General features: G+C 65.1%; 15 protein-coding genes. 9 read left to right on the forward strand and 6 right to left on the reverse strand.

What is annotated here, in order from left to right:
* A partial coding sequence (locus BZL41_RS08960; protein ID WP_143518051.1) for a type I secretion C-terminal target domain-containing protein occupies positions 1-2,808 on the forward strand: 2,808 nt, incomplete at its 5' end.
* Between the two features lie 74 nt (positions 2,809-2,882).
* Complete coding sequence (locus tag BZL41_RS08965; protein ID WP_095598975.1) at positions 2,883-3,224, forward strand: tryptophan synthase subunit beta; 342 nt, start codon at positions 2,883-2,885, stop codon at positions 3,222-3,224.
* 222 nt (positions 3,225-3,446) lie between these two features.
* Here BZL41_RS08965 and lapD read toward each other — a convergent pair whose 3' ends face one another.
* From lapD to BZL41_RS08985, 4 genes are all read right to left on the reverse strand, one after another.
* Positions 3,447-5,399 (reverse strand): cyclic di-GMP receptor LapD, encoded by a 1,953-nt coding sequence (lapD, locus tag BZL41_RS08970; protein WP_095598976.1) that lies wholly within the window; start codon positions 5,397-5,399, stop codon positions 3,447-3,449.
* Between the two features lie 10 nt (positions 5,400-5,409).
* Positions 5,410-6,129 (reverse strand): cysteine protease LapG, encoded by a 720-nt coding sequence (lapG, locus tag BZL41_RS08975; protein WP_095598977.1) that lies wholly within the window; start codon positions 6,127-6,129, stop codon positions 5,410-5,412.
* A 69-nt stretch (positions 6,130-6,198) separates the two neighbouring features.
* Entirely contained in the window at positions 6,199-6,612 is a 414-nt protein-coding gene (locus BZL41_RS08980; RefSeq protein ID WP_095598978.1) for a YbaN family protein, read from the reverse strand.
* 98 nt (positions 6,613-6,710) lie between these two features.
* On the reverse strand, positions 6,711-7,298 hold the full coding sequence (locus BZL41_RS08985) for a YecA family protein (RefSeq protein ID WP_095598979.1): 588 nt from the start codon (positions 7,296-7,298) through the stop codon (positions 6,711-6,713).
* Positions 7,299-7,679: 381 nt separating this feature from the next.
* Between BZL41_RS08985 and recQ the strand changes: the two genes are divergently transcribed.
* The 5 genes from recQ to BZL41_RS09010 all read left to right on the forward strand — a co-directional run bounded on the left by recQ (position 7,680) and on the right by BZL41_RS09010 (position 15,366).
* A complete protein-coding gene (gene recQ, locus BZL41_RS08990) occupies positions 7,680-9,803 on the forward strand; it encodes a DNA helicase RecQ (protein ID WP_095598980.1) in 2,124 nt (707 codons plus the stop codon).
* An 85-nt stretch (positions 9,804-9,888) separates the two neighbouring features.
* Positions 9,889-11,049: a diguanylate cyclase gene (locus tag BZL41_RS08995; protein WP_095598981.1), complete on the forward strand. Its 1,161-nt coding sequence runs from the start codon at positions 9,889-9,891 to the stop codon at positions 11,047-11,049.
* Between the two features lie 127 nt (positions 11,050-11,176).
* Positions 11,177-11,611: a MarR family transcriptional regulator gene (locus tag BZL41_RS09000; RefSeq protein WP_095598982.1), complete on the forward strand. Its 435-nt coding sequence runs from the start codon at positions 11,177-11,179 to the stop codon at positions 11,609-11,611.
* Positions 11,611-13,014 (forward strand): DHA2 family efflux MFS transporter permease subunit, encoded by a 1,404-nt coding sequence (locus BZL41_RS09005; protein WP_095598983.1) that lies wholly within the window; start codon positions 11,611-11,613, stop codon positions 13,012-13,014. The genes BZL41_RS09000 and BZL41_RS09005 overlap by 1 nt, the downstream gene beginning before the upstream one ends.
* Positions 13,015-13,272: 258 nt before the next feature.
* A complete protein-coding gene (locus BZL41_RS09010) occupies positions 13,273-15,366 on the forward strand; it encodes a FimV/HubP family polar landmark protein (RefSeq protein ID WP_256578107.1) in 2,094 nt (697 codons plus the stop codon).
* A gap of 7 nt (positions 15,367-15,373) precedes the next feature.
* Here BZL41_RS09010 and BZL41_RS09015 read toward each other — a convergent pair whose 3' ends face one another.
* Positions 15,374-17,560 carry a patatin-like phospholipase family protein gene (locus BZL41_RS09015; protein ID WP_095598985.1) on the reverse strand — a complete coding sequence of 729 codons (2,187 nt, stop codon included), beginning with the start codon at positions 17,558-17,560 and terminating at the stop codon, positions 15,374-15,376.
* Between the two features lie 62 nt (positions 17,561-17,622).
* On the opposite strand from BZL41_RS09015, the gene BZL41_RS09020 reads away from it, so the two are divergent.
* A complete protein-coding gene (locus BZL41_RS09020) occupies positions 17,623-17,910 on the forward strand; it encodes a SelT/SelW/SelH family protein (RefSeq protein WP_095598986.1) in 288 nt (95 codons plus the stop codon).
* Between the two features lie 260 nt (positions 17,911-18,170).
* A complete protein-coding gene (locus BZL41_RS09025; protein WP_174706150.1) occupies positions 18,171-18,671 on the forward strand; it encodes a hypothetical protein in 501 nt (166 codons plus the stop codon).
* Here the strand turns inward: BZL41_RS09025 and BZL41_RS09030 are convergent.
* Positions 18,664-19,566, reverse strand: a complete 903-nt coding sequence (locus BZL41_RS09030) for a DMT family transporter (RefSeq protein ID WP_095598987.1) — start codon at positions 19,564-19,566, stop codon at positions 18,664-18,666. The two genes, BZL41_RS09025 and BZL41_RS09030, sit on opposite strands and share 8 nt — an antisense overlap.
* Positions 19,567-19,609 lie beyond the last annotated feature (43 nt).

Here is a 19,609-nt window from a genome sequence, read left to right on the forward strand (position 1 = left end):
GGCGAGTCGCTGAGCGAGTCGTTCGGCTACGGCATGCAGGACGCCGATGGCGACCCGGGCAGCGCCACCCTGACCCTGACTATCCAGGGCGCCGACGACGGCGTGGTGATCACCGGCCTGGACCTGAACGGCGGTGAGTTGCTGGTGGATGAGGACGATCTGCCCAATGGCAGCGATCAGACACCCGAGTCCCTTAGCGACAGTGGCACGTTCGTCATCACCGCTCCGGATGGCATTGCCACCATCAGCATCGGTGGGGTCAGCTTTACCTACGCGCAACTGGCCAACTCGGGTAGCGTCAATCTGGTGATCGACAGCCCGGCCGGCGTGCTGGTGATTAATGGCTACAGCGGTACCGGATCGGGCGGTACGGTGTCCTACACCTACACGTTGCAGGACCCGGTGAGCAACGCAGTGGGGGCCGACCAGGCGACCGAGAGCTTCGCCATCGTAGTTACCGATGAAGACGGCTCATCGTCCAATGCCAGCCTGGACGTAACCATCATCGATGATGTCCCGACCGCCCACGCCGACACCAACAGCGTGGTGGAAGGTGGCGTGGTCAACGGCAACGTGCTGACCGACGGTACGCCCGATGTATTCGGCGCGGATGGTGCCACCGCCGGTGGCGGGGTGGTCGGCGTCAAGGTCGGTGGCGATACCGGCACGCCGGCTTCCGGCAGTGTCGGCTCGTTGCTGACCGGCACCTACGGCACCCTGGTGCTGAACGCCGATGGCAGCTACACCTACGACGGCTTCCCCAATGTGGTGCCGCCGGCGGGGGCGACCGATGTGTTCACCTATACCATCCGCGATGCGGACGGTGACCTGAGCACCGCCACCCTGACCATCGGGCTCACCGACAGCGGGCTGTTCGCGCCGTTGGACAACGACGTGCTGGTCTACGAGAAGGCGCTGGACACCACGGTCAGCGGTTCCGACCTGGCCGCCGGCACGGTGACCGGCAGCCTGCCGGGCCATACCGGCGAGACGGACGCCAGCAACCAGCTCAACGCCACGGGTGGCGTGGGAACTCTGACCTACAGCCTGGTCGGCAGCGCCACCGGTAGCTACGGCACCATCCAGATCAACAGCGATGGCAGCTATGTCTACACCCTGACCAAGCCCTACGACACCAGCCCGGACGCCAATAACGGCGCCAACGTGGAGCTGGGCAAGGACAGCTTCACCTACCAGGTGACGGACGCCAACGGCAACACCGCCACCGGGACCATCCTGGTGGATATCGTCGACGACGTACCGGTGGCTTTCGTGCCGGTGAACGGGCTGATGGTAGACCAGACCACCGCCGTGCACAGCATCACTGCCGACCTGCGTTTCGCCCAGGCGGCGGGTGCCGACGGCGTGGGCAACGTGGTGTTCAACATCACCGAAGGGACCGCCGCGCTGGACGCCGATGGCCGAATCCTGATGCTCGACGGCGAGCAGTTGTTCCTGTACTACGGCGCCGACCATACCGAGCTGGTGGCCAAGACGGCGGGCGGTGATACCGGCTACATCATCGACATCGATCCGGCGGCCGATACCTACACCCTCACCACCTACGGCGTGATTTCCAACGGGGTGCAGGAAATCACCACCACCAACCTGACCGGCGTCGGTGCGGGTAACGTGAACTTCAAGGGCCTGATCAACATTGGCGGCAGCGATCAGGATGTGCTGATTTCCTCGACCACCGGCAGCGTCAACAGCGATGTCGACGACATTGGTATCGCCAACCAGTGGATCAGCACCGGTGAGAACGTGCGCTTCGACTTCGTCAACGGGCTGGCCACTGGCGGCGCGAATGGCACGGGCTTCGTCTATACCGACCACAACCTGGTGTTCAGCTACAAGCAACGCATATTCGTCAAGGGAGGGGCGTCGAACACGGCCAACCTGATCGTCACGGCGATCATCGCCGACAGCGACTATGTCTTCGGCAACGGCGATCCGGGCGAAAGCTACGTCAACCTCTCCACCAGCGATATCAAGGTGTTCAACGGCGTCACCGATGTCACGAATCTGGTGACGCTGGTGGATAACGGCAACTCCATCACCATCCAGGGCATGAAGGACGGCTGGACCTTCCAGATCGTTTCGGACGACGCGTTCAGCGCGGTGCATGTGCAGGGCGCGACCGGTACCGGCGACTTCTCCCTGAGCTTCCTGTCGTATTCGCAGGAAGTTCCCGGCCAGCCGATCGACCTCACCCATCCGATTACCGCAACGGATGGGGACGGAGACAGCATCGCCAGCAACCTTACGGCGACGCTGTATCCAGTCGACACCAGTGTGGAAGGCGATGCCGGCGGCAATACCCTCACCGGCACCAGCGGTGTCGACCACCTGTTCGGCAACGGCGGCGATGACACCCTCTCCGGGTTGTTGGGCAACGACGTGCTGTCCGGTGGTGACGGCAACGACTTGCTGATCGGTGGACTGGGGAACGACCTGATGTCCGGTGGCGCCGGTGCCGATACCTTCAAGTGGAACGCCAGCGAGACCGGTACGGACCGGATCACCGACTTCAAGCCGGGCGAGGACGTTCTCGACCTGTCACAACTGTTGACGGGGTTCTCGCCGACGCCGGATGCCGGTGAGCTGAGTCACTACCTGAGTTTCTCGTTCGGCCCGAATGGCACCACCATCGGTGTCGATGCCCAGGGCGTGAACGGTCCCGTCGAGCAGACCATCGTTCTGGAGGGCGTGGATTTGTCCAGCGGCGCCTACTACAGCAGCTCGGATGTAGGAACGGTGATCAGCGGCATGCTCAATGACGGTTCGTTGAAGGTGGATACCGTCTAACCTTGAGTGAGAAGACGGAGCCCGCCACCCCCACACGGGCGGCGGGCTTTTTTATGGCAGTCGGGGAATGAGCCATGGTGTATGTGCAGCGGGATCGGGAAGGACGTTTGCTCCGGGCGGAGCAGTCGCCCTTCGAGGGCATGACGGAAACCCTGGCGGTGGATGACGAGGAGCTGCTCCGATGGTTGGATGCCCAAGAAAAGATGCAGCTCCGATTGGCCAAATTGCGGAATTCCGACCTGGAAATGATCCGGGTGCTGGAGGACCTGGTGACCGTGCTGGTCGATCGCGGCGTGATTCGCTACACCGACCTTCCGGAAGCCGCGCGGCGCAAACTGCACGCACGGGCGGAAACCCGGGCGGAGCTGGGCGGGCTCAGCGGCTTGCTGGACGATGACGAAGGCGGGTTGATCTAGTTGCCCACGTGTAGCCGGATAAGCCTGGGCGTAATCCGGGTTCGTAGGGTGAGCTCATTCGCCCCACAGGTTGAGGTGGGGTTCAGTTCGAGATTGGGACATCGCAAAAGCTTCGCCAGCAGAGCTGGCTCCTACACAAGCAGGTGGTTGTCCCCGGTGTGGCAGGGGCGAATTCGTTCGCCCGGCGGAGGTCGGTTCGGGTGAATGAATTCGTCCCTGCGGTCAGGGCGCTTCCCGCCAGGGCTCCGGCGCACCGATCAGGCGACCCATGGCGCCATATACGCCCAATTCGCCGAGGGCCTGCAGTTCCCCTTCGGTTTCCACCATTTCGGCGATCAGCGGCAGGTCGATGCTGTTGGTCGCGCGGAAGATGGCTTCGATGAACAGCCGCTTGTCGTGCTCCTGGTCGATGTGGCGGATGTAGCTGCCGTCGATCTTCAGGTAGGCCAGACCGAGGTGGGTGAGGTTGCCGATCAGGCTGAAGCGTCCGCCGAAGTGCTGCAGGCCGAGCTGGACGCCGGCGCTGCGCAGGTTCTGGGCCAATCGTTCCAGTTCGGCGGGCGGCGGCAGATAGCGTTCGTCCAGATCCAGGGTCATCAGGCTGGCCTGCTGGGGGTTCTGCTTGAGCAGGTCGAGCAGGCCAGCCAGGCTGTCCGGCTCGCGTAGGGTGGCGGCGGACAGGCTGAGGGCGAGCGGCCGCGGATGTTCGGCGAGGTGGGCCAGGCTGTGCTCGAGCATCGCCCGGTCGAGGCGGGCGCCCCAGCCCAGGCGCTCGAGCCAGGGCAGGAAGCGGCCGGCGCTCACCGCCTCGCCCTGGGGATCGATCAACCGGGCGAGAACCTTGTGGTGCAGCACTTGGCTACGCTCGGCACAGCGTACGACGGGCTGGAAATACAACTGCAGCTTGCCCTGGTCCAGTGCTTCGTCGAGCCAGGCGCGCCAGTTGTGCAGGCCTTTGCCATTTTGCGCCAGGTAGTCGTCGAGGCGCTCCCAGTCCTTGCCCGGATTGCTCTGCGCCTGGGCCAGGGCTTGGTCCGCACGGGCGATGACATGGGCCGGTGTTTCCCCAGGCTTGAACGCGGCGACCCCGACATGGGCCACTGGCTGGCAATCGCTGGCGCCGGTCCGGTACAGGTTGTCCAGCGCCTCGCTGAGTTCGGCGGCCAGACGGTCGGCGTCCTCGCCGGTCAGGCCGGGGGCGAGCAGGGTGAATTCCCCGCCACGGCTGCGCGCAGCCAGCCAGTCCGGTTTGCCGTGTCGCCCGACGAGGCGTTCGAGCTGTTCGGCGATGGCGCCGATCAGGGTGTCGGTCTGCTCCCCGCCGAGCCGTTGGTTGAGGCCGACCAGATCCTGCACGCGCAGGAGCAGGAGGTAACCGGCGGAGTGCTGCTCGGCAGTGCTGAGCTGGTTGGCCAGCTTGAGGTCGAACAGGCGGCGGTTGGCCAGGCCGGTCAGGCTGTCCTGATAGGCTTCCTCGCGCAGTTTTTCGCTACGTGCCGCCTCTTCGGCGAACAGCGCCTTGAGCTTGTCCACCATCTGGTTCATCGCCAGCACCACGCGCTTGAATTCCGGTGTGCGGGGAATGCGTGGCAGGGTGAGGAACTCGCGCCGGGAAATGGCTTGCGCCTGTTGCACCATCTTGTCCAGCGGCGTCAGTTGGATACGCAGCAGCCAGGCACCCAGCACCGCACTGATCAGGCCGCACAGCAGCAACCAGAGCAGGCTGGCGATGGCGCTTTCCCATAGCTTGGCCAGGGCGAAGCGGGGGTGGCTGATCACCTCGACCCGCGCGGCCTGTTCCCAGCCTCGGCTGATCAGCGCATCGCCGCCCTGTGGACGGAGGTCGACCAGATCGACGAACCACTGCGGTACCTCGTCGGGACGCGGCTCGGCGTTGCGCTCGACCACCACCGTTTCGTCCGGGATGCGCACCACGCGGATGCTGGCGAAGTAGCCGCTGTCGAAGATCGAGCTGACCATCAGCTCCAGCATGGCCGGGTCGTCCACGTGCGGCGTCATCGACAGGCCGAGCGCGGTGGCGGCGTCCTGCGCATGGGAGCGCAACTGGCTGATCAACTGCTCGCGGGAGTTCTCCACCCCGGCGATGAAGCTGCCGGTGAAGGCTACGACGAGGAACAGGCAGATGGCGATGAACAGTTGCTTGAGTAGTGACATGGCGTCCCTCCTAACCCTCGCCGATGGCAAAGCCTTCGGCCCGCATTTTTTTCAACAGGTCCTGCCAGCGCGACAGCTTCTTGGCATCGCCGCTGCGCTTGCCGCCGCCGGCTCCCGGCAGGTACAGGCCTTCGGCGTTGAAGGCGTATACCGGCAGCAGGTCCTTGCGTTGCGAAGCGGGGCGGATGTCGCCGATCAGGTTGTCCAGCACCAGCGGTTCGGCTGCGGGGCTGAAGTAGTAGGTCAGCACCATGTGCGCCTGGTTGTAGTCGAGCGCCTTGACGTAGGTGATGCGCAGCTTGTCGCTGGGCACGCCGAGGCGGCGCAGGGTGAAGTACTTGGCGAGGGAATAGTCCTCGCAGTCGCCGGCACCCTTGACCAGCGCCTCGATGGGCGTGGCCCAGTAGTCGTTTTGTTGCCAGACGCGGAAATCGTCGGTGAAACGCAACTGACGGTTGAAGAAGCGATTGACGACGTCCAGCTTCTCCCGCTCGGGAAGCCCGCCACTGCTGTCGATCAGGTCGCTCCAGGCTTCGATGCGGCCCTTGGCAATGCCCAGCGGGCCGTAGCGCTTTTCCGCGTTGCGGATGATGTCCTCGAAGTCCCAGTTGGCCGAGGCGGTTGTCAGCAGGAAGCCCAGGAAGAGGGGTAGGGCGAGCAGCAGGCAACGATCCAGGCGGGCCGCGGACGGGCGCGTCGATCCTCCTGGAATGCACAGCCACTGAAGCATGGGTCGCGTCTCTGCCGTTGGTGGCTCAAGTGTAAGCGCTATAAAGGCATTTTGCCTTCTCTGCTGCGCTCAGCGGGCCGGCAAGGTCTTCTGCTTGAGTATGTAGAGGGTGACGAGTACGGCGCTGCTCAGCATGAACACGCGCGCCCAGATCATCGGAACCAGATAGCAGGAAAAGCCGATGCTCGCCCACATCAGGCCGATGGCGTAGACCTTGCCCTTGAGCGGAATGCCCTGGCCGTCGAGGTAGTCGCGAATCCACGGGCCGAGGCGGGGGTGGGTGACCAGCCACAGGTAGAAGCGCCGTGAGCTGCGCACGAAGCAGGCGGCGGCCAGCAGGAGGAAGGGGGTGGTCGGCAGCACCGGCAGGAAGATACCGATCACGCCGAGGACGATGCAGAGCCAGCCCACTGCGAGCAGCACGTAACGCACGGCGGGATGGCGTGCCTCACGGATATCCGGCTGCGGCGTCGGGCGGTTCATCGACAATGCACTCCTTGGTGCCAGGGTCGATCGATATTGTGCAGGGCTTGCAACGCAGAGAGAAGCGCGCGGTCGGGCCGCGCGCCGGGAAGCGATGCTCAGTGATGGCGCGGCTTGAGCAGGGCGGGTTTTTCTTCGGGGGCGTTGAACAGCAGGAAGAGGGCGGTGAGCAGTTCCGGAATCTGCTCGACCATTTCGTCCACCAGATGACGGTCGCGGGCGATTTCTGCGAATTCCGGCTGCTCGTCGAACAGGCCCGAGCCGACCATGATCGGCAGTAACAACTCGCTGACTTCGTCTTCGGCGTCTTCGAACCAGACGCCTTCGCGCAGGAACACCCCTTCCATGAAGCCGATGCACCAGCCGCGCAGGTCGGATTCGTCGGGATCGTCGCCGAGGTCCAGGTCGCAGGGCAGCTCGGGGTCGTCGTCGCTGGCCAGTTGGCGGCCGATATGGGCCTTGAGCTGGAGCAGGGTGCCTTCGATTTCGTCGCGCTCGGTGTCGCTGCGATAGTGCGGCGGCTCGGCGAAAAGGGCGTCGATCCATTCGCGCTCCGGGACCTGCTCGGGGCAGATCGACAGGGCGGTCAAATAGCCGTGGGCGGCCACATAGTCCAGGGCCTCTTCATGCAGCTCGTCGGCATCGAGAAAGGCTTGCAGGCGGGACAGTTGCTCGGCGAAGGACATCGTGGGGACTACCTTGAGGTGTTGACGAGGCTGGATTTTAGCCCGGATATGCGCGTGTCGGCTGCCGCAGAGCGGTTTTTTTTGCGATGAACCGCGATTTTCCTGTCCAAACTGCCTCTCACAGCACATCCTTTTGACCGCTTACCGCTTACCGCTTACCGCTTACCGCTTACCGCTTACCGCTTACCGCTTACCGCTTACCGCTTACCGCTTACCGCTTCCTCGATGGGCGTGTCCCTGTGGCCGGCCCGCCTCACGTATAATGCGCGGCTTTTACGCGGCCAGGTGCCGCCGTCCCGTTCGGCAGGCCGCGTTGCCTCTGTCTTGGGGCGAATCCGGAGCCGCCCGGGATGGGGGCTCCGAAAGACCGTGGAGTTTTGCATGCTCGAACAGGCCCAGCGCATCCTCAAAGACGTCTTCGGCTACGACGCCTTTCGTGGCAACCAGGCGGCGATCATCGAGCGCGTCGCCACGGGCGGCGATGTCCTGGTGCTGATGCCCACGGGCGGCGGCAAATCGCTCTGCTATCAGGTGCCAGCCCTGTTGCGCGAGGGGCTGGCGGTGGTGGTTTCGCCCTTGATCGCCCTGATGGACGATCAGGTCGCCACCCTCGACGAACTGGGCGTGCCGGCCGTGGCGCTGAATTCCACCCAGAGCCCGGAGGAGCAGCGCGATATCGCCGACCGGATTGCCCGGGGCGAGATCAAGTTGCTTTACCTGGCCCCGGAGCGGCTGGTCCAACCCCGCATGCTGGCCTTCCTGCAGCGCCAGCGGATCGCCCTGTTCGCCATCGACGAGGCCCATTGCGTGTCCCAGTGGGGCCACGATTTCCGCCCGGAATACCTGCAACTGGGTCAACTTGCAGAGCAGTTCCCGCACGTGCCGCGTATCGCCCTGACTGCCACGGCGGACAGGCGCACCCGCGAAGAAATCGTCAACCGCCTGCATTTGCAGCAGGCCGAGCGTTTTCTCTCCAGTTTCGACCGACCGAACATCTTCTACCGCATCGTGCCGAAGGAGCAGCCGCGCAAGCAACTGATCGGCTTCCTCGCCGAGCGCCGGGGCGACGCCGGCATCGTCTATTGCCTGTCGCGCAAGAAAGTCGAGGAGGTGGCGGCTTTCCTTTCGGAGCAGGGATTCCCGGCGCTGCCTTATCACGCGGGGCTGCCCAACGACCTGCGGGCGTTCCACCAGAAGCGCTTCCTCAACGAGGAGGGGCTGATCATGGTGGCGACCATCGCCTTCGGCATGGGCATCGACAAGCCCAACGTGCGCTTCGTCGCCCACCTCGACCTGCCCAAGTCCCTTGAAGCCTATTACCAGGAAACCGGTCGCGCCGGTCGTGACGGGCTGCCCGCCGATGCCTGGATGGCCTACGGGTTGCAGGACGTGCTGCTGCTCAAGCAGATGCTCAACAACTCCGAGGGCGACGAGCGGCACAAGCGCGTCGAGCAGCACAAGCTGGATGCCATGCTCGCGCTCTGCGAGGAAACCCGCTGTCGCCGCCAGGCGCTGCTGGCCTATTTCGACGAAGAGCTGCCGCAGCCGTGCGGGCACTGCGACAACTGCGTTGACGGGGTTCAAACCTGGAACGCGACCGAGCCGGCGCGCCAGGCGCTGTCGGCGATCTACCGCAGCGGCCAGCGCTATGGCGTGGGCCATCTGGTCGACATCCTTCTCGGCCGCGACAACGAGAAGGTCCGTGGCCTGGGCCACCAGCATCTGTCGGTCTTCGGCGTCGGCAAGGCGCTGTCCGAGGGGGAATGGCGTTCATTGTTCCGTCAGTTGGTGGCGCGTGGGTTGGCCGACGTGGACCTGGACGGTTTTGGCGGGTTGCGCTTGTCCAACAGTTGTCGGCCGCTGCTGCGTGGCGAGGTTGAATTGCAGCTGCGCCGCGATCTCAAGCCGCAGGCGCCGAAAGCTTCCTCCAGCGCCGCCAGCCAACTGGTGCGGGGCGAGGAACGCGAGCAGTGGGAAGCCCTGCGGGCCCTGCGCCGCAAGCTGGCCGAGGAGCATTCGGTACCACCCTACGTCATCTTCCCCGACGCAACCTTGCTGGAAATGCTGCGCAGCCGGCCATCGACCCTGGCGGAGATGGCACGGGTCAGCGGTGTCGGCGCGCGCAAGCTGGAGCGCTACGGCGAAGCCTTCCTCGAAGTGCTCAACGGCAAGGCGGAGGCGCCGCGGGCCGTCACCGATCTGCGCCACGAGCTGATCAGCCTGGCGTCCGCCGGCATGACACCGACGCAGATCGCCCGCCAGCTGAATTGCACGGAAAAGAACGTCTACAGCTTGCTGGCCGAGGCCATCGGGCGGCAGCAATTGAGCCTGGAACAGGCGCTCGACCTGCCGGAAGAATTGCTGGGCGAGATTCAGGATGCCTTCCTCGACGGCGAGGGCGAGCTGCCGCCGGTAGCGGAAATCGCCGATCTGTTCGCCGGTCGCGTTCCGGATGGTGTGCTGCATTGCGTGAGGGCTGCGTTGCAGGCGGAGTTCGAAGTCTGAGACGAGGCGGGGCGGCGGTCAGCTTGTGGCTGCCTCGGCAAAGCGGCTAAGGTGTGTCCAGGCCTCCAAGAGAAGAGGTATCAAGTTGTCGCCCCGTCCTGCCTGGCTAGATGACGTTCGCCCCAATCCCTATGCCGACCAGCTCGCATCGGGATTTCGCCTGTTGCGTTTCTCCCGCACCCTCGAACGCGAATACCGCGAATTCATGCTGGAAGACGGCTTCGAGCTGAAGCGTATCGCCCTGGGGGTCGGCATTCTCTTCTGGCTGGCCTTCGCCGTTCTGGACCAACTGCTGATCAGCGATGGCGCACGATGGGGGATGATCGGCATCCGGCTCCTGGTACTGGTCCTGCTGGTGATCTGCGCCTGGTTGATGATGCAGCGGCGCCATATCTACCTGCTGCTACCGCTGAGTCTGGTGTGCATCCTGGCCTTCGGCCTGGGAGCGGCCGCGGTGGTGGCTCTCGCGCACCGCAGCGATCCGGACTATCCCTACGAAGGGCTGCTGCTGGTGAGCATGGCGGCCTATTTCCTGGTCGGCCTGCGCCTGAGCGAAGCCCTTGCCTGTGCCCTGGCCGTGCTGCTGGCTTATATCGGCTTCGAACTGCTGGCCGGGTTGACTGCGGCCCGGCTGCTCAACAACGTACTGTTCCTGGCCTTCGGTAACCTGATCGGCGCCCTGGGCTGTTATCTTCTCGAATTCAAGTCGCGCCAGCATTTCCTGGTCAGCCGGTTGATGCGGGTCCTTGCCGACCACGACAGCCTCACCGGGCTGCACAACCGTCGCAGCTTCAATCGCCAGTTGGAGCGACTGTGGCGGCATGCCCAGCGCGAGAAACTCTCCGTGGCGCTGTTGCTGTGCGATATCGATCACTTCAAGGCGTACAACGATCGATACGGACACCAGGCGGGGGACAAGGCGCTGCAGCGTGTCGGGCTGGTGCTGGAGAACGCGGCGCGGCGGCCTCTGGACATGGCCGTGCGCATGGGCGGCGAGGAATTCGCCGTACTGCTGTACGACATCGAGGAGAGCGAGGCGCTGCGGCGTGCCGAAGCCTTGCGCGCCGCGCTGGAGGCCGAGGCCATTCCCCATGACCGTTCGGACACCGCCAAGGTGGTGACCATGTCCATCGGTGTGGCCTGCTTGCAGCCCACGGAGCAGGATAACCTCAGCCAGCTTTACGAACGTGCCGACCGGGCGCTTTACCTGGCCAAGGCGGACGGCCGCAATCGGGCCATGCTGTAGTCTTTGGCACGATTTTGTTGCTCGATGTCAATGGCGGGGTGTGCGGGACCCCGGAAAGCTTGCTCCGTCCTCGTGGCTATGATTAGCTGACTAATAATTGATTTTGAAGTTAGCCAAGAGTCTCCGCATGTCCTATCCCGATCAACACCGTTTCGCCATGCAATTGGCCCAGCTTTCCCGTGCCTGGCGGGCCGAGCTGGACCGCCGCCTCGTCGGCCTCGGGCTGTCCCAGGCGAGGTGGCTGGTGCTTTTGCACCTGGCCCGCTTCCAGGAGCCGCCGACCCAACGCGAACTGGCCCAGAGCGTGGGCGTCGAAGGCCCGACCCTGGCGCGTCTGCTGGACAGCCTCGAGGCCCAGGACCTGGTCCGCCGCCAAGCCGTGCTGGAGGATCGCCGGGCGAAGAAGATCACCCTCAGCCCCGAGGCGCGCCCGCTGATCGAGAAGATCGAAGCGATTTCCACCCAACTGCGTGAAGAGCTGTTTTCCGGCATCGATGAGGAAGAGTTGCGTCGTTGCCAGCAGGTTCATGCCCGGATTCTGGCGAATCTGGAAAAACGTTGATGGGGCAGGACCTCGAGGCGCTGCGCGCGCGGCTCGGCGCGTCCTATCCCAACTGGCTGCTGGCGCTGCTGATGACCGGCAGCATGGCAATGGTGTTGGCCTCGACCAGCATCAACGTGGCCTTGCCGGCGATCATGGCCGATTTCTCCATCGGCCGACCGCTGGCGCAATGGTTGTCCACTGGCTTTCTCGCCGCCATGACGTCCGGGTTGCTGCTGTCGGCCTGGGCGCTGGCCCGTTTCGGTGCGCGGCTGACGGTGCAGGCCGGGTTGTTGCTGTTCATCGCCGCGTCGCTGCTGGCCCTGGTGGCTACCGGCGCCTGGGGGCTGATCGCCCTGCGCATCGTCCAGGGGCTCTGCGCCGGAGTGATCCAGCCGCTGGCCATGGTGCTGATCTTCCGTACCTTCGCCGAGGGTGGGCGCGGCATGGCGTTGGGCATTTATGGGCTCGGCGTGATGGTGGCGCCTTCCCTGGGGCCGACCGTCGGCGGCTATCTGGTCGACCATTTCGGCTGGGCCGCGGTGTTCTGGATGCCCTTGCCGATGTGCCTGCTGGTCTTGCTGGGGGCGCACTGGCTGTTGCCCAGCCGGCGTGCGGACACCACGCCACCGCTCGATCTGTGGGCTTTTCTCCTGCTCAGCATCGCGCTGTTCGCCCTGCTCGGTGCGTTGGCCGAGGCGCAGCGCTTCGGCTGGCTGGTACCGCGCAGCGGGGTGCCGATGCTGATCGGGCTGCTCGCCGGTGCAGCGTTTTTCCTGCGCAGCCGGCGCCACGCCAAACCCTTGCTGCCGCTGGGGCTTTGGCGTCACGCGGCGTTTCGCAGCGCCAGTTGGGTGGCGTTGGTGCTGGGCATGGGGCTGTACGGTTCGACCTACCTGATCCCGCTCTACCTGCAAACGGTCGAAGGCTACAGCGCGGGCAGGGCCGGTCTGCTGTTGCTGCCGACCGGCGTGGTGCTGGGGATTGCCTCCTTCATCGGCGGCTGGCTGAGCGACAAGCTGTCCGCTGCGCTGCTGCTCGGCGCCGGCCTGGTGGTCTTTGCCCTATCTTCGGCAGGGCTGGGAACCCTGGAGCAGGGGGCTTCGTTCCTGGCGCTCTGCACTTGGGCCTGTGTCGGGCGGATCGGTCTAGGCCTGCTGCTGCCGGCACTGAACACCGGTGCGCTGGATGTTCTGGAAGCCGAAGAACTGGCGCTCGGCGCCGGGGCCATTACCTTCGTGCGCCAGTTGGGCGGCGCCTTCGGGGTCAACCTGCTGACGTTCTTCCTGGAATGGCGTCACGCGGCGGAGGGTGGTGACGCGCTGGCGGAGGCCCACGCCTTCCAGCAGACCTTCTGGTTGATGGCGCTGCTCTTCGCTTTGGCCGTATTGGCCGCCCGAGGCGTTCGCTCGACAAAATCCTGACTTCTAGAATTTTTACTGGCATCGCTTGTCGTTTTATTGACGATATAAAACATAAGGGTATGATGGCAATGTGCCTCTATCGCTTGATCCTCTTGTCAGGGCAGATCGCGGATAAGCATCCATACTCATTCCAGCCGGGTCCGACACGGACTGTTCCCCCGACGATTTCACTCGCCGCCTGCTTTTTACCCACCTCAGGGATGCCGCCTGAAGTCGCTCGTGGGTGCAGCGTGCAAACCGTAACGACCGGGGGAACCCATGGTTCGAGCACATCGACTCCTGCTCACGCTTGCCTCGGGCTCTGCGCTGTATTCGGGCATGGTGCCCGCATTGGGCCTGGGCGAAATTTCCTTGCATTCGGCCTTGAATCAACCTCTCGACGCTGAGATCGAGTTGCTGGAGATCGGCGACCTGGATGCCAGCGACATCCACGTCGGATTGGCGTCGGCCGACGATTTCCAGCGCTCCGGCGTCGCGCGCTTCGTCTTTCTCAACGACCTGCGCTTCTCGCCCGTGCTGCGCGGTGCGAACAGCGTGATCCGCGTCGCCTCGACCCGGCCGGTGCGCGAGCCGTACCTGAATTTCCTGATTGAAGTGCAGCGCCCGACCGGGCGTCTGCTGCGGGAATACACGGTCCTCCTCGATCCGCCGGGCAGCGCGTACCACGCCCAGGCCAGCCAGGTCCCGGCACAGGCGCGTCCCGAGCGGGCGATCTCCGCACCGCCTGCGATCCAGGGCAAACGCTATACCGTGGCTCCCGGCGACAGCCTCTGGGCCATCGCCCGGAGGCTTCAGGAGGCGGGCAGCGAGGCATCGCTGGACGAACTGATGACCGGCATCCATGCGCTCAATCCGCAGGCTTTTAGCGGCGGCGATATCCACCGCCTCAAGGCCGGTGTCACCCTGTTGTTGCCGGATACGGCGGTCGAGACGCAGGTGGTATCTGCCGGGCAGGCCACGGCTCCGGCGGCTGTACCGCAACGAGCCGAAGCGCCGACCGGGCAGCCGGAGCCGGCAGAAATGGCTCAGATCGCCGCCCTGCAACGGCGGTTGGACGAGGAGTTGTTGGCCAGCGAAGCGGAGAAACAGCGTCTGCGCGACGAGAAGGCGGAGCTGGAAGCGCGCCTGGAGCAGCTACAGCGACGCTTGAACGATATGGACAGCCAACTGGCCGAGGTGCGGGCGGGCCTGACTCGGCCCTCTGCGAACGCTCCGGTGGAGCGCGGCGAGCCAGCGGCACCGGTCGAGCAGGGTACCGAAGCGGTGCCGCCAAAGGTCCGTCAAGAGTCTGCCGCGGAGGGCGGCCGGTCGTTCCTGGCGAACGGGCTCTGGATATCGCTCGGCGGGCTGCTGCTGATCTTGCTGGGGTTGGCGTGGTGGTTCCTGGCCCGGCGCCCTCGCCGGGAAGAGCCCGAGGAGATGGCCGCCGAGGTCGTGTCGGCAACGCCACCCCCGGAGCCGCTGGAGGAGCAATCCCTGTCGAGTCTCTGGCGCAATGAGCCTTTCCGGCCGGTAACCGCGCGGCCGATGGTGTCCAGCGATCCGCTGGAAGGCGCCAACCTGTACATCGCCTACGGGCGCTTCGCCGAGGCATTGACCGTGCTGCGCGCCGCCGTCAATCGGGAGCCAACTCGCACCGATCTGCGCTACCGCCTGTTGGAAGTGCTCGGCGAGCTGGGTGACCGCGCCGGGTTCGCCAGCGAGGAGGCGGCCTTGCGCGAACAGGGTTTCAGCACGGTGAAGCTGGACCAGCTCAAGGCGCGCTATCCCTTGGCGGCCGCGCCGCTCGACGAGATTCCCGATGTGCTGCAACCGGTCCTGCGCGAGGCGGAGGCGGAAGCCGAGCCCGTGGCTTTGGAGTCGCAGGATGACTTTGCGCTCAACTTGGACGATTTTTCCCTGGATGCCGACTGGGACCTGGACAGCCCCTTCAAGCCCGCCGCGCCCAAGCGTGCCCAGGCGAGCCAGCCGGCACAGCCCGAGGAGGTCGATTTGAACTTCAATTCGAACCTCCAGGAACTGCCGGAACTCTTCGAATTGACCCTCGGCCCGGACGTGCTCAGTCCTTTCGGCGATACGCCCGAAGCCAAGCCGTTCGAGGAGGATCAGCTTTCGGAAGCCTTCTTCGATGCCTTTGGCGATACCGATGCCCCGCGCGAGACGCCGCCGGTGGAGCGCAATCTCGATCATCTGGCGGGCAGCCGCGAGCACCTGACCAAGCTGAACCAGGCCCTGGCCTACATCGAGCAGGGCGACTTGGGCAGCGCCTGCGCCATCCTCAACGAGGTCATCATCGAGGGCGACGACCAGGAGCGGCAGGAGGCCCGCGAACTGCTGGCGAAGATCGCCTGAGCCGGACTCAGAAGGTGCCGCCGAGGTTGAGGTACAGGGCCTTCTCGTCTTCATCGTTGAAGCCGTAGCCGAAGTTGAGCGGGCCGAGCGGAGTGTCGAAACCGAGGAAGATGCTGGCGGCATTGATGTAGCCGCTGTCGAAGGCGTTGTCGTTGTTCCAGACCCGGCCGCGCTCCAGGCTGCCGCCGAGGTAGAGCGGGAAATCCAGCGGCAGGATCGAACGCTGGGTCATCCGCCGGTAATACACCAGCCTGCCCAGGCTGACGTTCTGCCCGGACAACGCGTCCTGGCGGAAGCCGGACAACTGCCGCGCGCCGCCGAGCTGGAAGCTGGAGGTCACCACTTCGGCGTCGTCCAGGGTGCGTCCGTAGCGGCCGCCGAGCACCCAGGTGTTCGGCCCGTAGCTGAGCGGCTTATCGAGGGACAGCAGCCACTGGCGATAGCGCTCGTCGGAGCCCAGGGACGGGTCGTACTGGCGAATGGTCAGGCCGATGTCCTCGCCTTCGTGGGGGAAGTCGACGTTATCCAGGGTATCGAACGAATACTTCAGCTCGTAATAGCCCTCGGTGAAGCTGAAACTCGGCAGGTCGCGTTCGCCGACCCGCACATCCGCTTCGCCCCAGGCCTGGCCGATGCCAAAGCGGATCTCGCCGTTATTGGCGATCTGCCGGCCGACGTTGAGGCCGTAGCCGTAGCGCTCCAGGCGGTATTCGGCGATGGGATCGTTGTCCAGGGTGGCCTCGATGTTCCGCGCTTCGCCCAACAGGTAGGGCGCAACGAACCAGCGCGAGCCGGCGTCCAGCGGCTGGTAGAACTCGCTGTACAGCTCCTGGTGGTCGCCGAGTTGCACCCGCGTCAGCCATTCGGCGCCGAGTTCGTTGATGCCGTTGATCCGGTAGCTGGCGCCGATGTTGAAAGCGCTGTCGCCGCGCAGGTCGTCCGACAGGTTCAGGCCGAGGCGAAGGTAGTCGGTACCGCTGCGCTTGCCTCGGGCAGTGATCACCAGCGCGTTGCCGAGCGGCAGGCGGACGACGCGGTAATGCACCTGATCGAAGTAGTCGAGGCCGTAGAGGGTACCCATGTCCGTGCGCAGGCGACCCATGTCCAGCGGTTCGCCGATCTTCTGGCGGATATGCCGTCGAATCACCGCGTCGCCGACCTTGGAGTCGTTTTCCACGCGGATTTCGGTGATCAATGGCTTGCGCTGGCTCGGCGTGCGCGCCTGGGTCAGTTCCGGTTTGCTGGGTGACGCCGGGCGCAGCGCGGCGAGCCTTCCCTCCAGGGCGCGGGTCGCCCGGTAGCCGGCATCGATCAATTGCTCGGCACGCTCGAAATCGGTGACGCCATAGGCGGCCAGGGCTGGCTGGATCAGCAGATCGTCACGACCAAGGGTCGCCAACTGCGCCTCCGAATTGCGCCGGGTCATCATGGTGATCGACTGGTTGAGCACGTCCACCACCGTCAGCAGTTCCTTGCGCGGTTTCAGCGGCGTACCGATATCCACCACGATGACCTGGTCGACACCCATGTCCCGGGCCACGTCGACCGGAATGTTGTCCACCATGCCGCCGTCCACCAGCAGGCGCCCGTCCACGTCCACCGGAGCGAACACCGCCGGGATCGACATGCTGGCGCGGATCGCCAGGGGCAGGTGGCCACGGCGGAACACCACCTTCTCGTCGTTGGCGATGTCGGTGGCGACCGCGCGGAAGGGGATCGGCAGGCGGTCGAAGTCGCGGGTGTCGCTGGTATGGGCCAGCAGGCTTTCCAGCAGGAGGGCGAGGTTCTGCCCCTGGATCACGCCGAGTGGCAGGCCGAGGCTGCCGTCGTCACGGAAGCTGAGCTGCTGCTTGACCAGGAAATCGCGGTCATCCTGTTTGCGGCGGAAGGGGATGTCCTCCCGGGGCGGGGCGTCGGATAGCACCTGCTGCCAATCCAGGGTCAACGCCAGCTTTTCCAGTTCCTCGATCCGGTAGCCCGATGCGTAGAGCCCGCCGACCACCGCGCCCATGCTGGTGCCGGCGATGGCGTCGATCTCGATGCCCTGTTCCTCCAGCGCCTTGAGCACGCCGATGTGGGCCAGGCCGCGGGCGGCGCCGCCGGACAGCACCAGTCCGATCTTTGGCCGCGCCGGCTCGGCAATGCTGGCGAGGGGGAGGAACAGGAGCAGAGCGAAAAGCACGAGGCGGCGCATGGAACATCCCTGGACTGGCTGGGCCGCTATTATAGGGCCCCGTGTCCCGAGGAGCCCCGCCCATGAATGCCGCCAAGCCGGAAATCGTCATTACTTATTGCACCCAGTGCCAATGGCTGCTGCGAGCGGCCTGGCTGGCCCAGGAGCTGCTCAGCACTTTCTCCGACGACCTCGGCAAGGTGAGCCTGGAGCCCGGTACCGGCGGGGTCTTCCGGATTACCTGCGACGGCATGGAAATCTGGGAGCGTAAGGCCGACGGCGGCTTCCCCGAGGCCAAGGTGCTCAAGCAGCGCGTCCGCGACCGCATCGACCCCGGCCGCGATCTGGGACATAACGACCGGGTTTCCTGACCTCGGAGTCTTGCAGTACTCCGGAGAAAACGGCCTGCCGGTTCGGACAGCTTTGTGTCTGCGTCTTTACCCTGCCTTTACCCAGCGTTGACCCGCCACGGTCTGGCGGCTCGGGATAATGGTTGCGGTCCGGGCCGGATGGGCGACGTGGGCGAAGGCGACGGTGGATGTACCGTTCGCGGAATCTCGAACCTGATCGCTCCATCCGGCCCGGATCGCAGCCCGAAGGCTGCCCGTTAACTTCTCCAGGAGTACGCATGATGATCTCGCGCACGGGTCGTAAGATCGGAACCGCTTTGTTGTTGATCGGATTGTCGGCCCAGGTATTGGCGGGACCCGGCCCGGGTGGGCGTGGTGGTCCCGGGCCGGACTGGGGGCCGGGGCCGGGCTGGCACCACGGGCATGGCGGCCATGGCCTGCCTGATTTCGCCCGGGAGGTCTGGATCGGCAGCATGCTGTATTTCGTCGCGGCCGGTACCTATTACCTGTGGAACGCCAATACCCAGCGCTACGAAGTGGTGGCGCCGCCGCCGGCGGTGCAGGGCAACAGCGTGGCGAGCTATGAAGTGATCGCCTATCCGGCGCAGGGGCAGAGCCTCGATCAGCAAGGCCGCGACCGCTACGAGTGCCACACCTGGGCGGTTGGCCAGAGCGGTTTCGATCCGGCGACCGCTACCCGGCCAGCCGGCTCGGAGAGCACCGAACGCTATCGCCGGGCCCTCGGCGCCTGCCTGAGCGGGCGCGGCTACAGCGTCAATTGATCGGCTTCGGTGCTGCCGCCGGCTCCTGCTTCGGGTGATCGGCGGGAGCGCCGAAACGGGCCGAGAGGAAAATCGCCGAGATGATCAGGACGCCTCCGACCAGCATGCGCAGGGTCGGTGTTTCGTTGAACAGCCACCAGGCGAAGGCGATGCCGTAGACCGGTTCGAGAGCGAAGATCACCGCCGTGGTCCGTGCCTTCAGCACGCGCAGGCTGGCGACGAACAGACTGTGGGCGAGGCCGGTGCAGAAGACGCCGAGCATGGCCAGCCACAGCCAGTCCAGCGCCGGTACTTGCGGCAATTGCGGCCAGGCGAGCGGCAAGAAGCAGGCGAACACGGTGAGGTTCTGGCAGAGCGCCGCCTGCACAGGGTCGAGCCCGCGGGTGCTGGCGCGGTTGAGCAGCGACAGCAACGAGAACAGCAGTCCCGAAAGGATCGCCCAGAGCAGGCCGCTGGTGGCTTGGCTGGACAGATCGAACTCCGGCGTCACCAGCACCAGTCCCAGACTGACCAGGCCGACCATGGCGAATTCCATGGCGCGGGTGCGTTCGCGGAACAACAAGCCTTCGAGCAGCACGGTGAAGGCCGGGAAACTGGCAAAGCCGAGGGTGGCGATGCCGACCCCGGACACCTTTACGGCGAGGAAGAAGGTCAGCCAGTGGCTGCCCAGCAGCACGCCGCCGAGGGCCAGCAGTGCCAACTGGCGTACACCGGGCCGCTGGCCGCGACTCTGCCCGAACAGTTGGGCGAACAGTGCCAGCGCTACGACGGCGAACAGCGCACGGCCGCAGGCGATGATCAGCGGGCCGCTGTCGGCGAGTTTGCCGAAGACGCCGGAAAGGCCGAACATCAGGGCGCCGAGATGGATGGCCAGGAGGGCAGAACGGTGTTGCATCGAAGACTTCCAGAAAAACGATGAATGCGTTTGCGGTCCGTGA

It is taken from the genome of Pseudomonas sp. PIC25 (assembly GCF_002286785.1).
GTDB lineage: Bacteria > Pseudomonadota > Gammaproteobacteria > Pseudomonadales > Pseudomonadaceae > Pseudomonas_M.